This is a genomic window from Roseobacter cerffii, assembly GCF_054226325.1.
Window position 1 is genome coordinate 3,471,990 of sequence record NZ_CM135757.1, and the last position, 12,504, is coordinate 3,484,493.

At 61.8% G+C, this 12,504-nt stretch carries 13 protein-coding genes; 9 read left to right on the forward strand and 4 right to left on the reverse strand.

Annotated features, from left to right (window positions below; all coding sequences use genetic code 11):
• Nucleotides 1-13: 13 nt before the first annotated feature.
• The 8 genes from ACVC7O_RS16865 to lpdA all read left to right on the forward strand — a co-directional run bounded on the left by ACVC7O_RS16865 (nucleotide 14) and on the right by lpdA (nucleotide 8,454).
• On the forward strand, nucleotides 14-535 hold the full coding sequence (locus ACVC7O_RS16865) for a DUF805 domain-containing protein (RefSeq protein WP_458323277.1): 522 nt from the start codon (nucleotides 14-16) through the stop codon (nucleotides 533-535).
• Nucleotides 532-3,489 carry a 2-oxoglutarate dehydrogenase E1 component gene (locus ACVC7O_RS16870; protein WP_458323278.1) on the forward strand — a complete coding sequence of 986 codons (2,958 nt, stop codon included), beginning with the start codon at nucleotides 532-534 and terminating at the stop codon, nucleotides 3,487-3,489. Before ACVC7O_RS16865 ends, ACVC7O_RS16870 begins: the two co-directional genes overlap by 4 nt.
• A 21-nt stretch (nucleotides 3,490-3,510) precedes the next feature.
• The gene (gene odhB / locus ACVC7O_RS16875) at nucleotides 3,511-5,046 is read left to right on the forward strand and encodes a 2-oxoglutarate dehydrogenase complex dihydrolipoyllysine-residue succinyltransferase (protein WP_458323279.1); all 1,536 of its coding nucleotides are present in this window, start codon (nucleotides 3,511-3,513) and stop codon (nucleotides 5,044-5,046) included.
• Nucleotides 5,047-5,165: 119 nt separating this feature from the next.
• Nucleotides 5,166-5,621, forward strand: coding sequence for a hypothetical protein (locus ACVC7O_RS16880; RefSeq protein ID WP_458323280.1), 456 nt, complete (start codon nucleotides 5,166-5,168; stop codon nucleotides 5,619-5,621).
• The gene (locus ACVC7O_RS16885; RefSeq protein ID WP_458323281.1) at nucleotides 5,618-6,001 is read left to right on the forward strand and encodes an MAPEG family protein; all 384 of its coding nucleotides are present in this window, start codon (nucleotides 5,618-5,620) and stop codon (nucleotides 5,999-6,001) included. Before ACVC7O_RS16880 ends, ACVC7O_RS16885 begins: the two co-directional genes overlap by 4 nt.
• A gap of 6 nt (nucleotides 6,002-6,007) precedes the next feature.
• Nucleotides 6,008-6,550 (forward strand): uracil-DNA glycosylase family protein, encoded by a 543-nt coding sequence (locus tag ACVC7O_RS16890; protein WP_458323282.1) that lies wholly within the window; start codon nucleotides 6,008-6,010, stop codon nucleotides 6,548-6,550.
• The gene (locus ACVC7O_RS16895; protein WP_458323283.1) at nucleotides 6,547-6,957 is read left to right on the forward strand and encodes an MAPEG family protein; all 411 of its coding nucleotides are present in this window, start codon (nucleotides 6,547-6,549) and stop codon (nucleotides 6,955-6,957) included. The genes ACVC7O_RS16890 and ACVC7O_RS16895 overlap by 4 nt, the downstream gene beginning before the upstream one ends.
• A gap of 108 nt (nucleotides 6,958-7,065) precedes the next feature.
• On the forward strand, nucleotides 7,066-8,454 hold the full coding sequence (gene lpdA, locus ACVC7O_RS16900; protein ID WP_458323284.1) for a dihydrolipoyl dehydrogenase: 1,389 nt from the start codon (nucleotides 7,066-7,068) through the stop codon (nucleotides 8,452-8,454).
• Nucleotides 8,455-8,542: 88 nt separating this feature from the next.
• Here lpdA and ACVC7O_RS16905 read toward each other — a convergent pair whose 3' ends face one another.
• The 4 genes from ACVC7O_RS16905 to ACVC7O_RS16920 are packed head-to-tail and all read right to left on the reverse strand — an operon-like array spanning nucleotide 8,543 to nucleotide 11,454.
• Nucleotides 8,543-9,160, reverse strand: a complete 618-nt coding sequence (locus ACVC7O_RS16905; protein WP_458323285.1) for a pyridoxamine 5'-phosphate oxidase family protein — start codon at nucleotides 9,158-9,160, stop codon at nucleotides 8,543-8,545.
• Nucleotides 9,135-9,875 carry a lysophospholipid acyltransferase family protein gene (locus tag ACVC7O_RS16910; RefSeq protein ID WP_458323286.1) on the reverse strand — a complete coding sequence of 247 codons (741 nt, stop codon included), beginning with the start codon at nucleotides 9,873-9,875 and terminating at the stop codon, nucleotides 9,135-9,137. Before ACVC7O_RS16910 ends, ACVC7O_RS16905 begins: the two co-directional genes overlap by 26 nt.
• Nucleotides 9,875-10,780, reverse strand: coding sequence for a cell division protein FtsX (locus ACVC7O_RS16915; protein ID WP_458323287.1), 906 nt, complete (start codon nucleotides 10,778-10,780; stop codon nucleotides 9,875-9,877). Before ACVC7O_RS16915 ends, ACVC7O_RS16910 begins: the two co-directional genes overlap by 1 nt.
• Complete coding sequence (locus ACVC7O_RS16920) at nucleotides 10,777-11,454, reverse strand: cell division ATP-binding protein FtsE (protein WP_458323288.1); 678 nt, start codon at nucleotides 11,452-11,454, stop codon at nucleotides 10,777-10,779. The genes ACVC7O_RS16915 and ACVC7O_RS16920 overlap by 4 nt, the downstream gene beginning before the upstream one ends.
• 160 nt (nucleotides 11,455-11,614) lie before the next feature.
• Between ACVC7O_RS16920 and ACVC7O_RS16925 the strand changes: the two genes are divergently transcribed.
• Nucleotides 11,615-12,496 (forward strand): zinc-ribbon domain-containing protein, encoded by an 882-nt coding sequence (locus ACVC7O_RS16925; protein WP_458323289.1) that lies wholly within the window; start codon nucleotides 11,615-11,617, stop codon nucleotides 12,494-12,496.
• Nucleotides 12,497-12,504: the final 8 nt, after the last annotated feature.

Genomic DNA, 12,504 nt, shown 5'->3' on the forward strand with positions numbered 1-12,504 from the left:
GAGCATTTGACGAATGACCCTCGCGGAGTCAGCCAAAACCTCCGTTCGCCGGTGCTTCACTTTTTCAGGACGAGCCGGCAGACACGAATTCGTGACCGGATTTCTCTTGGCGATAGGCCTAGGTACCGCAATGGCACTTCTTGTTGCAGTTGGTCTGGGTTGGATCCCAAACTTGGGACACTGCGCGTTAGCGTTCTACAGCGGGTCAGTTTTAGCGGCTCTTGTCGCCAGCCCATTCGTGGCAGCACTCTATATACGACGCTTGCATGATCGAGGATTCCGAAGTTGGTGGGTGTTGCTGTTCTTGGGCATTCCCGTTCTCTTACCGCTCGCCCCGCTTCTTTTACCACCTTCTTGGATTGTCGCCATGGGAACTACTGCAGGTTACGAATGGGCTGGTTATCTCTTCCTGTCCTTTTTGCTTTGGTGTCTAGCCTATCCTGTAGTGGCTATCTCCGTCCTTATCTTCGCTCTGCTCCCCTCCCAACCCGGCCCCAACACATACGGTCCCAACCCACATGAGGTAACCCCATGACCGAACACTCCCCCAACGACCAGTTCCATGCCTCCTCTTTCATGCAGGGGCACAATGCCGAGTACCTCGAACAGATGTACGCGCGATACGCCTCCGACCCCAATGCGGTCGATGACGCCTGGCGGGCGTTTTTCAAGGCGATGGGAGATGATGAGGTCTCGGTCAAAAAAGAGGCATCGGGGCCCTCCTGGGCACGGACGGACTGGCCGCCGCAGCCGGGCGATGATCTGACGGCAGCCCTCACCGGCGAATGGGCGCCGGAGGCAGAGGTGAAGGGCGCGGGCGACAAGATCAAGGCCAAGGCCGCAGCACAGGGCGTCGAGGTCACCGATGATCAGATCAAGCGCGCGGTACTCGACAGCATCCGCGCGCTGATGATTATCCGGGCCTACCGGATCCGCGGGCATCTGGTAGCGGATCTCGACCCGCTGGGCATGCGCGAGAACACGCCCCACCCCGAGCTCGACCCGAAATCCTATGGCTTCACCGAGGCCGATATGGACCGGCCCATCTTCATCGACAACGTGCTCGGGCTGGAGACGGCGTCGATGCGCGAGATCCTCGCCATCGTACAGCGCACCTACTGTGGCACCTTCGCGCTGCAGTACATGCATATCTCGAACCCGGAAGAAGCGGGCTGGCTGAAGGAGCGCATTGAGGGCTTTGGCAAGGAGATCGCCTTCACCCGCGAAGGGCGCAAAGCGATCCTCTCGAAACTGGTCGAGGCCGAGGGCTTCGAGAAGTTCCTGCACGTGAAATACATGGGCACCAAGCGCTTTGGCCTCGACGGCGGTGAGAGCCTCGTGCCAGCCATGGAGCAGATCATCAAGCGCGGCGGCGCTCTGGGCGCCCGGGACATCGTGATCGGGATGCCGCACCGGGGGCGGCTGAGCGTTCTGGCAAACGTCATGGCCAAGCCCTACAAGGCAATCTTCAACGAGTTCCAGGGCGGCAGCTTCAAGCCCGAGGACGTGGATGGCTCAGGCGATGTCAAATATCACCTCGGTGCCTCAAGTGACCGCGAATTCGACGGCAACGAAGTGCACCTGAGCCTGACCGCGAACCCCAGCCACCTTGAAGCGGTGAACCCTGTCGTCCTTGGCAAGGCGCGCGCCAAGCAGGACCAGAACAACGACCCGGACCGCACCTCCTGCATCCCGATCCTGCTGCATGGGGACGCGGCCTTTGCGGGCCAGGGTGTGGTGGCGGAGTGCTTCGCGCTCTCCGGTCTGCGCGGGCACAAGACCGGTGGCACGATCCACCTGGTGGTGAACAACCAGATCGGCTTCACCACCGCCCCGCACTTCAGCCGCTCCTCGCCCTATCCCACGGACAACGCGCTGGTGGTGGAGGCGCCGATTTTCCACGTGAACGGCGATGACCCAGAGGCGGTGGTGCACGCCGCCAAAGTCGCCACCGAATTCCGCCAGAAGTTCCGCAAGGACGTGGTGATCGACATCTTCTGCTACCGCCGGTTTGGGCACAACGAAGGCGACGAGCCGATGTTCACCAACCCGATCATGTACAAGAAGATCAAGAGCCACAAGACCACGCTCAGCCTTTACACCGAGCGGCTGGTCAAGGACGGGCTGATCCCCGAGGGCGAGATCGAGGACATGAAGGCCGCCTTCCAGGCCTATCTCAGTGAGGAGTTCGAAGCGGGTAAGGAGTACCGGCCGAACAAGGCGGACTGGCTCGATGGCAAGTGGTCGCATCTCGACAAGCAGAAAAACCAGTACCAGCGCGGTAAAACGGCGATCTCCAAGGCGACGCTCAAGGAGGTCGGCCAGGCGCTCAGCACCGTGCCCGCGGACTATCCGCTGCACAAGACGGTGGCGCGTCTGCTGGAGTCGAAAAAGGAGATGTTCGAGAACGGTGGCGGCATTGACTGGGCCACAGCGGAAGCGCTGGCCTTTGGCTCGCTGCTGACCGAGGGGTATCCGGTGCGGCTCGCCGGGCAGGATTCGACGCGCGGCACCTTCAGCCAGCGCCACTCCGGTCTGGTGAACCAGAACACCGAAGAGCGGTTCTACCCGCTCAACAACATCAAGCCAGGCCAAGCGCATTACGAGGTGATCGACTCGATGCTCTCGGAATACGCGGTGCTGGGCTTTGAGTACGGCTATTCGATGGCTGAACCCAATGCGCTGACGCTCTGGGAGGCGCAATTCGGGGACTTTGCGAACGGCGCGCAGATCATGTTCGATCAGTTCATCAGCTCCGGTGAATCGAAGTGGCTACGGATGTCGGGCCTGGTCTGCCTGCTGCCGCATGGCTTCGAAGGCCAGGGGCCCGAACACTCCTCGGCACGGCTTGAGCGCTTCTTGCAGATGTGCGGACAGGACAACTGGATTGTGGCGAATTGCACGACGCCGGCCAACTACTTCCACATCCTGCGGCGGCAGATCCACCGGTCGTTCCGCAAGCCGCTCATCCTGATGACCCCGAAATCGCTGCTCCGTCACAAGCTTGCGGTCAGCAAGGTGGACGAATTCACCACCGGATCGAGCTTCCACCGGCTGATGTGGGATGACGCGCAGGAAGGCAACTCGGATACGAAGCTGGTGGCCGACAACAAGATCAAGCGCGTGGTGATGTGTTCGGGCAAGGTCTACTATGACCTGCTGGAAGAGCGCGACGCACGCGGGATCGACGACATCTACCTGCTCCGCGTCGAGCAATTCTATCCTTTCCCTGCACAATCCGCGGTAAAGGAGCTGGAACGCTTCAAGCAGGCCGAGGTGGTCTGGTGCCAGGAGGAGCCCAAGAACCAAGGCGCCTGGACCTTCATCGAGCCGAACATCGAATGGGTGCTGGGCCGGATCAAGGCCAAGCATCCGCGTCCCATCTACGTCGGGCGCGCCACCTCTGCCAGCCCCGCCACGGGGCTCGCCAGTCAACACAAAGCACAACAGGCAGCGCTCGTGGATGACGCGCTGACCCTCAAGTCATAAGCGCCGAAGGGAATTAGAGAAATGACCACCGAAGTTCGCGTCCCCACGCTGGGCGAATCCGTCACCGAGGCCACAGTGGCGACCTGGTTCAAGAAATCTGGCGATGCGGTCGCTGTTGATGAAATGCTCTGCGAGCTCGAAACCGACAAGGTCACCGTCGAGGTGCCCTCGCCCGCCGCTGGTACGCTGGGCGAGATCGTCGCGGCGGAAGGGGAAACCGTTGGTGTCGATGCGTTGCTCGCGACGATTCAGGAGGGGGAAGGCGCAGGTGCCGCGAGCGAAGCTCTCGCCGCTGCGCCGGCTGCGACCGCTGACGCGCCCGCAGCCACAGGCGGCACCGTGGACGTGATGGTCCCCACCCTCGGCGAAAGCGTGACCGAAGCGACGGTCAGCACCTGGTTCAAAAAGGTTGGCGACAACGTGGCCGCGGATGAGATGCTCTGCGAGTTGGAGACCGACAAGGTGTCGGTCGAGGTACCAGCGCCCGCAGCCGGAACATTGACCGAGATCCTGGCGCCCGAGGGCACGACGGTCGACGCCAGCGCCAAGCTGGCCGTGATGACCCAGGGCGAAGGCGCGGCGCCCGCCGCGGTCGAGCCTGCCGCTCCGGCAGGGGATACACAATACAGCACCCCCGCCGCCGGCAAGGACACCAGCATGGGCAAGGATGTCGAAGACGCGCCGTCCGCCAAGAAAGCCATGGCCGAGGCGGGGATCAATCGCGACCAGGTTACCGGCTCAGGCCGCGACGGGCGGGTCATGAAGGAGGACGTGACCGCTGCGATTGCCGCCGCCAGCGCAGCACCCGCGCCCGCCCCCGCGGCTGCGCCGCGCGCGCCCGTGGCCGCCGATGACGCCGCTCGCGAGGAGCGGGTGAAGATGACGCGCCTCCGCCAGACCATCGCCAAGCGCCTGAAAGACAGCCAGAATACCGCCGCGATGCTCACCACCTACAACGAGGTGGACATGACCGAGGTCATGGCGCTGCGCAACGAGTACAAGGACCTGTTCCTGAAAAAACACGGGGTTAAGCTGGGCTTCATGTCGTTCTTCACCAAGGCCTGCTGCCACGCGCTGAAAGAGGTGCCCGAGGTCAATGCCGAGATCGACGGCACCGACATCGTCTACAAGAACTTCGTGCACATGGGTATCGCGGCGGGCACGCCCACGGGCCTCGTGGTCCCGGTCATTCGCGACGCGGATGCGATGAGCTTCCACGCCATCGAACAGGCGATCGCCGAGAAGGGCGCTCGTGCGCGCGACGGCAAGCTCTCGATGGCAGAGATGCAAGGCGGCACCTTCACGATCTCGAACGGTGGGGTCTACGGCTCGCTGATGAGCTCACCGATCCTGAACCCGCCGCAATCGGGCATTCTAGGGATGCACAAGATCCAGGAGCGCCCGATGGTCGTGAACGGCGAGATCGTGATCCGCCCCATGATGTATCTCGCCCTGAGCTACGACCACCGGATCGTGGACGGCAAGGGCGCGGTGACCTTCCTTGTGCGCGTGAAAGAAGCGCTGGAGGACCCGCGGCGGTTGCTGATGGATCTCTGAGGTTTGGCGGTCTCTCCACATAGGGCAGCGCCCAACTCTGGGTGGGCGAAAAGTGCCCTCCCTCGGGGTGGGTCGGGCGCTACCCGGCGATGCCGGGCCCTAGGCAGAGCCGACGGTCAATGACACAGGATCAAGACGCGAAAGAACTAACGCTGGAAAGATGGCGGCTATCGGAGCGTAGATGCTACTTCTTACTCAGCTCAAGTGGCGCAACCATTGGGTATGCCCTAGTAACTGTGCGGTTTGACGGCTCAATACAAATGGCAAGTTATTTTTCCTTAGTTTTAGTATTTTGGGTGTTCAGTTTTCTCGCTGGTATCCGTTGTCTGGGGGCTATCCAAAATGAGATTGAGGAACTGCACAGGAACTTGGAAACCCCAGCTATCAAAAAACCCTCGGGCACAAATAAATCGGCTCTAGCACCAAATTGGGCGAAAGAGCGAGATCGCATCTATGGCCAAGTAAGAAGCCTTGAATTCTTCCAACTACATGCATTGATGGTCGGTGGAGCGCTGTTTGCCATAGAAAGACTCGGTTGGTTTGAAATCTTGAAAATGGAGTTTGCAATCAAATGACCGAAATCCAGATCCTCGCCCTCTACGGCCTTCTGGTCATCCTGACGCTGATCCTGCAGGCCACCGGCGGGCTCACGCAGCTTGGCATGGGCTACCTGCTGGGCTCCCGCGATGAGGGGCGCACTGTCTCTGGCATCGCGGGGCGGCTGGAACGCGCGCTCAACAACTCGGTCACCGCCATGGTGCTCTTTGCGCCCGCAGTGCTGCTGATCGTTGTGACCGAGAGCCGCACCAACGAAACCCTGCTCGCAGCACAAGCCTTCCTGATCGCACGCATCGTCTACCTGCCGTCCTACGCCTTCGGGATCGTCGGGCTGCGCAGCCTCGCGTGGACGGTGGGTATCGTCGCCACCATTGCGCTTTACCTGCTGGCACTCTGACCGCGCATGCTGACCGCAACGCTCCGCAGCCATTGCATCGCAGCCCGCCGTGCCTTCACGCGCCCGGGCTACCGCAGCTATGCGGACGTGGGGCTGGACGGCGACTATGTCAGCCCCTACCAGCTCAGCTGTGGCAACCTCAGCGGCCCGGTTCTGATCAGCTACAACTGGTTGGACGCCCCGACCGCGGTCGCGCATCGCGACACGCTGGCCCGGCTGGGCTATCTGCCGCAGATGCTGTTCAACAGGGTGCTGGACCTCGCGCTGCGCCTTGCCGCGCTGACGCGGGATTCGATCTACCTGACCCATGCGTTTCACCTACTGCCAGCACAACGGTCGGCTCAGGTTCCCGCAGCAGATGTGGCGGCGTGCTTCGATGCCATCACCCGACATGAAATCGCAGGCCGCCCGGTTGTCGCCCTCGGGCGCGTCTCGGCAGAGGCCTGCACGCGGTTTGCCATCCCCCATCGCGCCGTGCCGCACCCGAGCGCGCGCGGCATGACCATACCCACTAAGGCCACCCGCATCGCGGAGGCTCTGCGCCCATGACAACAGAACTCACCGTGCTCGCTCTGGCCGCCCTGCTTCAGGCGGTGCAATTCGTGCTGATGGCCGTCCCGGCGAACATCGAGCTCGCCCCAGGTGAAACGCTCAGCCCGCGTGACAGGGATAAACTCGGCGGTGATCTTGTCGACAAGCTCTCGCCGCGCACCGCCCGCCTCTACCGCGCGCTGACCAATCACTTCGAGGCGCTCATTCTCTTCACCATCGCCGTGGTCGTGGTGACGCTCGGCGAGCAATCCTCGGGCCTCACCGCGGCCTGCGCCTGGGTCTACCTCGCCGCCCGTGTTCTCTACATCCCAGCCTATGCGTTCGGATGGGTGCCATGGCGCTCCCTGATATGGTTCGTGGGCTTCAGCGCCACCGTCCTCATGTTGCTTGCAGCTTTGGCCTAGGCGGGGCAACTATGGCGAGACAAATTTGCGAAAACCGACGTGGGCACCGACGCAATACCGACGTAACACCGACATCATACCGACGTTCCAATTTGAAGGATCTGACCCATGGCTAACTACGACGTGATCATCATCGGCTCCGGCCCCGGCGGCTATGTCTGTGCCATCCGATGCGCGCAGCTTGGGCTGAAGGTGGCCTGCGTCGAGGGGCGCGAGACGCTCGGCGGCACCTGCCTGAACGTGGGCTGTATCCCGTCGAAGGCGCTCTTGCATGCGAGCCACATGCTGCATGAGGCCGAACACAACTTTGCGGAGATGGGCCTCAAGGGCAAAAGCCCTTCGGTCGATTGGAAACAGATGCTGGCCTACAAGGAAAAGACCATCGGCCAGAACACCAGCGGCATCGAGTTTCTGTTCAAAAAGAACAAGGTAGACTGGTTGAAAGGTTGGGGTTCAATCCCCGAGGCGGGCACGGTGAAGGTCGGCGACGAGGTGCATGAGGCCAAGAACATCATCATCGCCTCCGGCTCCGAGCCCGCGTCCCTGCCCGGTGTCGAAGTCGACGAGAAGGTCGTGGTGACCTCGACCGGCGCGCTGGAGCTTGGCAAGGTGCCCAAGAAAATGGTGGTGATCGGCGCGGGCGTGATCGGGCTTGAGCTAGGCTCGGTCTACGCGCGGTTGGGATCGGAGGTGACTGTCGTCGAGTTCCTCGATGTGATCACGCCCGGTATGGATGCTGAGATCCAGAAAAGCTTCCAGAGAACGCTGAAGAAACAAGGGCTTGAGTTCATCATGGGCGCGGCCGTTCAGAAGACCGAAGCCACGAAGACAAAGGCCAAGGTGCATTACAAACTGCGCAAGGATGACAGCGAACATGTGCTTGATGCCGATGTCGTTTTGGTCGCAACCGGACGCAAGCCTTACACCGACGGGCTTGGTCTCGACGGGCTTGGCGTGAAGATGACCGAGCGCGGCCAGATCGCGGTGAACGACAAATGGGAAACGAATGTGCCCGGCGTCTATGCGATTGGAGACGTCATCGAAGGCCCGATGCTGGCCCACAAAGCCGAAGACGAAGGCATGGCCGCGGCCGAGCAGGTTGCAGGCAAACATGGTCATGTAAACTACGGCGTCATCCCGGGTGTCATCTATACTCACCCGGAAGTGGCCAATGTGGGTGCGACCGAAGAGGTGCTGAAAGAGCAGGGCCGGAGCTACAAAGTCGGCAAGTTCTCTTTCATGGGCAACGGGCGCGCGAAGGCGAACTTCGCCGCTGATGGTTTTGTCAAAATTCTCGCGGACAAGGACACAGACCGCATTCTCGGCGCCCATATCATGGGCCCGGCAGCGGGCGATCTGATCCACGAGATTTGCGTCGCGATGGAGTTCGGCGCCTCGGCAGAGGATCTCGCAATGACCTGCCACGCGCATCCGACCTATTCTGAAGCCGTGCGCGAAGCGGCGCTCGCCTGCGGCGACGGTCCGATCCATATGTGATCCGGCGCGGTGGCCTGAAAGCCCACCGTACCTGCCGGCTCTGACCTCTCGGCTGACAGGTGGGGTGGGCTTTCAGGCCACCCGCTCCTTACCACATCGTATTGGCTGCGCGTGCACCCCAGGCAGCATCATAGGGTGCGCCGCCCTCCTCTCCGTCCGAGACCTCGGCAAGGATTTGACCCACAGTTGGCACCATGATAGGCGGCTCTGCACCCTGCCAAAGCCGCGCACGCATCATCGCCCGCGCACATTGGGTGTAGATTTCGCCGATCTCGATGACGATCACCGTTGCTGGCAGGCGCTCTCCTTTTGCAAAGCGGTGGCGCATATCGGTATCAGCTGTCAGCCACGCCCTACCGTTCAGCCGCACGACATTATTGCTGCCAGGCACCATGAACATCAGCGATACGCGACCATCCGTCACGATATTTCGCAAGGAATCCAAACGGTTGTTACCGCGCCAATCCGGCATCGCCAAGGTGCTGGGATCGAGCTCAAGAACAACCGGCCCATCCTCACCGCGCGGGCTCGCATCGGTGCCGTCTTCCCCGACGGTGCTCAGCACACAAAAACGCGACGCCATGATCCAGTCCCGGTAGAGCGGTGTCATCCGATGCGCCACTTTACGCAAGGACGCAGCCCCAGGTGTGCCATAGAGCGCCAGCAACGCGTCGAGGCTCTCAATCGCTTGTGCTTTGTCCGCCATGTTCAAACCCCGCTTCGGCCATCAAGGCATCTGATGTCTCTTCGACCACAGTTTCCAGCTGGGCCATGAACGCATCCCGCGTCAGGCCCGGTGCGATCACCGGCAGGAACTCCACCACAGCCACCCCCGGCTTGCGCAGCATCCCACGCTTCGGCCACAAAACACCAACGTTTGTAGCCACGGGCACACAAGGCTGATCGAGCTGCTCATAGAGGACCCCCGTGCCGACTTTGTAAGGCAGCTTCGCCCCCGGCGCGACCCGCGTGCCTTGCGAATAGATGATGAGCTGCCCCGGCTCCGCACGACCCGCGTTCACGTCAGCCACCATCTTGTCGATAGCCGCGCCGCGTTTGCCGCGATCCACCGGCACACAGCCGAGCTTCCGCGCGTATTGCCCGATGATCGGTGTCATCAGGATTTCCTTCTTCATAATGAACTTGGCCGCGGGCAAAGCAGTGAAGATCATCATGATATCGAGAAACGACTGGTGCTTGGCTGCGATCAACGCCTCGCCCTGCGGGACCTCGCCGCGCACTTCACACCGCATCCCGACCATCCAACGCGCGGTCCAGAAGACGTAGCGCGAATACGATTTGCATGCGGCAAAGGCGCCGCGGCGGCTGAACAGGGCCCAGGGTGCAAAGACGAGGCCAAAGATCGGCATCGCGACATACATCTGCGTGATAAAGACGACGGATCGGATGTGCTGGATCATCAGGCCAATCTCTTCAGTGTGCGCGCAGCCGCTGCGCTGGTCGCCAAAAGAGCGACTGCGGCAGACAGAAAGGGGATCAGGAAAGGTAGAAACCAATGCCATCCCTGAAAGCCCAGCCCGGTCAGAAAGCCCGCGGTTTTGGACACGTCCGGCATCAGGGCCACCACGACCATGGCCACCACTGCACCGACCATCGCGCCGCCAAAAGCGCGGAGGGTAAAGCGCCGAATGAAAGCTTGTGCGATGTAACGGTCCGTCGCGCCAACGAGCCGCAGAACGGCGATCACCTGCGCGTTCGCCGCGAGCGCCGCATGGGCCGCGAGCGTCACCATGGCGGCGACGCTGCCCCCCAGCAGCAAGGCCGAAATCCAGCCAAGCACACGCAACCGGTTCGCAGCCTCGACCAGCGGACCGCGCCACCGGCTGTGATCATCGAGGATCGCGCCCGGCACTTCAGCGGCCAAGCGCAGCCGCAGACCAGCTGCATCGAAGCTGCTGTCTTCTTCAATAATTTCAATAAGCTGCGGAACAGGAAGTGCTTGCAGATCAAGCTCTGCGCCAAACCACGGGGTCAACAGCGCCTGCTGTTCCGTCTCACTCAATGCGCGAGCAAAAGCCACTCCTGCGGTGGTCTCCAAGATGCCAAGGGCCGCCTCCGTTTGCGCCGCGCGCTGGTCCATGGGAGCCACGATCCGGATGGTGGAGGATTGCGCCAGCTCATCGCCCCAGCGCGTGGCCAACCGACCCGACGCCAACGAGAGCGCCATCGCAAAGACGGCCAGAAAGGCCATGGCGGCGGAGGCAAATACAGTGAGCTGTGCGGTGAAGCCGGATGGCGGCACAACCCTGTCGGCCTGTCGATCGCCAAAAACCAATCGCTTAAGGTCAACGCGCAGCAGGCTCACAGGTCCGCTCCCGCCAGTTGAACGTGGCGATTGGCGATCCGAAGCACACGGGCCTGCACCTGGCTCTTGGCGGCGCGGATCAGGCTGAGATCATGGGTGGCGATCAGCACTGTCTTGCCCATCTTGTTGAGCTCAACCAGCAGCCTCAGAAGGCGTTGCGACATCTCCCAATCCACGTTCCCGGTCGGCTCGTCTGCCAGCACAACATCGGGCGACATGATCACCGCGCGGGCCAGTGCTGCGCGCTGACGTTCTCCTCCGGAGAGCTCCGGTGGCACGGCATCGGCACGATGTGTCAGTCCCACCCAGGCCATCAGTTCCGTCAGGTCTTCCTGTGCCGCCTTGGTTTGCCGCCCCGAGACCCGCAGCGGCAAGGCAATGTTTTCGGTCACGGTGAGATGATCGAGGAAGTTGCAATCCTGGTGCACCACACCCATCCGGCGGCGCAGCACGGCAATGTCATCTCGCTCCAGACGCGAGGCATCGTCCCCAAAGAGCGTAACAGCCCCTGACGTTGGCAGCAGCGCACCATAGCAGAGCTTCAGGAGGGTGGTTTTGCCCGCACCGGACGGGCCGGTCAGGAAATGAAACGAGCCGGGCGCCAATTGGAGCGAAATGTCGGATAGCAATGCTCCGCCGCCATAGCTGTAGGCGACATTTTCCAGCTCGATCACGCGGCCCCCCTTTTTTTGTTGCGCTTTTGTGCCTCAACGCCGGTCTGGTTTCAATGCATCACTTGCCTGGTTGTCCGCAGTTAACACTTTTCGCACGACCATGATGTCAATATGGTGCGGGAAAATAAAAATATGGGGTAGCTATGAAGCAGGACCTGACATGCGCTTGATCTGTCCGAATTGCGATGCGCAATACGAAGTGCCCGATGACGTCATGCCGCCTGAGGGGCGCGATGTGCAGTGTTCGAACTGTGGCCAGACGTGGTTTCAGGTCCACCCCGATGGACAGCAGGCCGATGCGCCAGAAGAAGCAGTGGAGGAACACGAAACGGTCGTCACTGCGGAAGACGAGGCCGCCGAGCCTGTCGACGAAGGTGCGATGACCGCAGAGCCGGAAGCTGAACCCGAGACCGATGCCGGCGATGATACGGCAGAACCGGAGGAGCCTGAGCCACCGGTGGTCGCGGCCCCGCGGCGCGCGCTCGACCCCGCCGTGGTGGATGTCTTACGTGAAGAAGCGGAGCTGGAGAAACAGGCGCGCCAGAACGAGATCGCGGGCAGTGTGGAAAGCCAGCCAGATCTGGGTCTCGATGAGACGGATGGCAGCAACGAGGCCCGCAAACGAGCCCATGAGACCCGCGACCGGATGGCGCGCATTCGGGGCGAAAGCCCTTCTCTGCCAGTTGTCGAGACAACGGCGGTGACGGGCGCCCGCCGCGATCTGCTGCCGGATATCGAGGAAATCAATTCGACCCTGCGCTCGAACAGCGACCGCTCTCCAACGGATGATCCAGGGCAGACCGCGCAGATAGAAGCCCGCGAACGGCGCAGCTTTGGGCGTGGGTTTCTGGTGATGGTCGTGCTGGCTGCGCTGCTCGCAGTTACCTATGTCTTTGCACCACAACTTGCCGAGATGGTCCCGCAGGCTGATCCCTGGCTGAGCGCCTATGTGGGTATGGTCGACGGCTGGCGTGTCTGGCTCGATGGCCAAGTCAAAGGCGTCCTGACCTGGCTCGACGCCGCCGCAGCCTCAAGCGGCTAATGGCGCCC

Bases quoted from the DNA above. Each gene is read 5' to 3' on its own strand.
- ACVC7O_RS16890 (WP_458323282.1), top strand. From the start codon at position 6,008: ATGCTGACCGCAACGCTCCGCAGCCATTGCATCGCAGCCCGCCGTGCC.
- ACVC7O_RS16925 (WP_458323289.1), top strand. From the start codon at position 11,615: ATGCGCTTGATCTGTCCGAATTGCGATGCGCAATACGAAGTGCCCGAT.
- lpdA (WP_458323284.1), top strand. From the start codon at position 7,066: ATGGCTAACTACGACGTGATCATCATCGGCTCCGGCCCCGGCGGCTAT.
- ACVC7O_RS16885 (WP_458323281.1), top strand. From the start codon at position 5,618: ATGACCGAAATCCAGATCCTCGCCCTCTACGGCCTTCTGGTCATCCTG.
- ACVC7O_RS16865 (WP_458323277.1), top strand. From the start codon at position 14: ATGACCCTCGCGGAGTCAGCCAAAACCTCCGTTCGCCGGTGCTTCACT.
- odhB (WP_458323279.1), top strand. From the start codon at position 3,511: ATGACCACCGAAGTTCGCGTCCCCACGCTGGGCGAATCCGTCACCGAG.
- ACVC7O_RS16910 (WP_458323286.1), bottom strand. From the start codon at position 9,875: ATGATCCAGCACATCCGATCCGTCGTCTTTATCACGCAGATGTATGTC.
- ACVC7O_RS16870 (WP_458323278.1), top strand. From the start codon at position 532: ATGACCGAACACTCCCCCAACGACCAGTTCCATGCCTCCTCTTTCATG.
- ACVC7O_RS16895 (WP_458323283.1), top strand. From the start codon at position 6,547: ATGACAACAGAACTCACCGTGCTCGCTCTGGCCGCCCTGCTTCAGGCG.
- ACVC7O_RS16905 (WP_458323285.1), bottom strand. From the start codon at position 9,160: ATGGCGGACAAAGCACAAGCGATTGAGAGCCTCGACGCGTTGCTGGCG.
- ACVC7O_RS16880 (WP_458323280.1), top strand. From the start codon at position 5,166: ATGACACAGGATCAAGACGCGAAAGAACTAACGCTGGAAAGATGGCGG.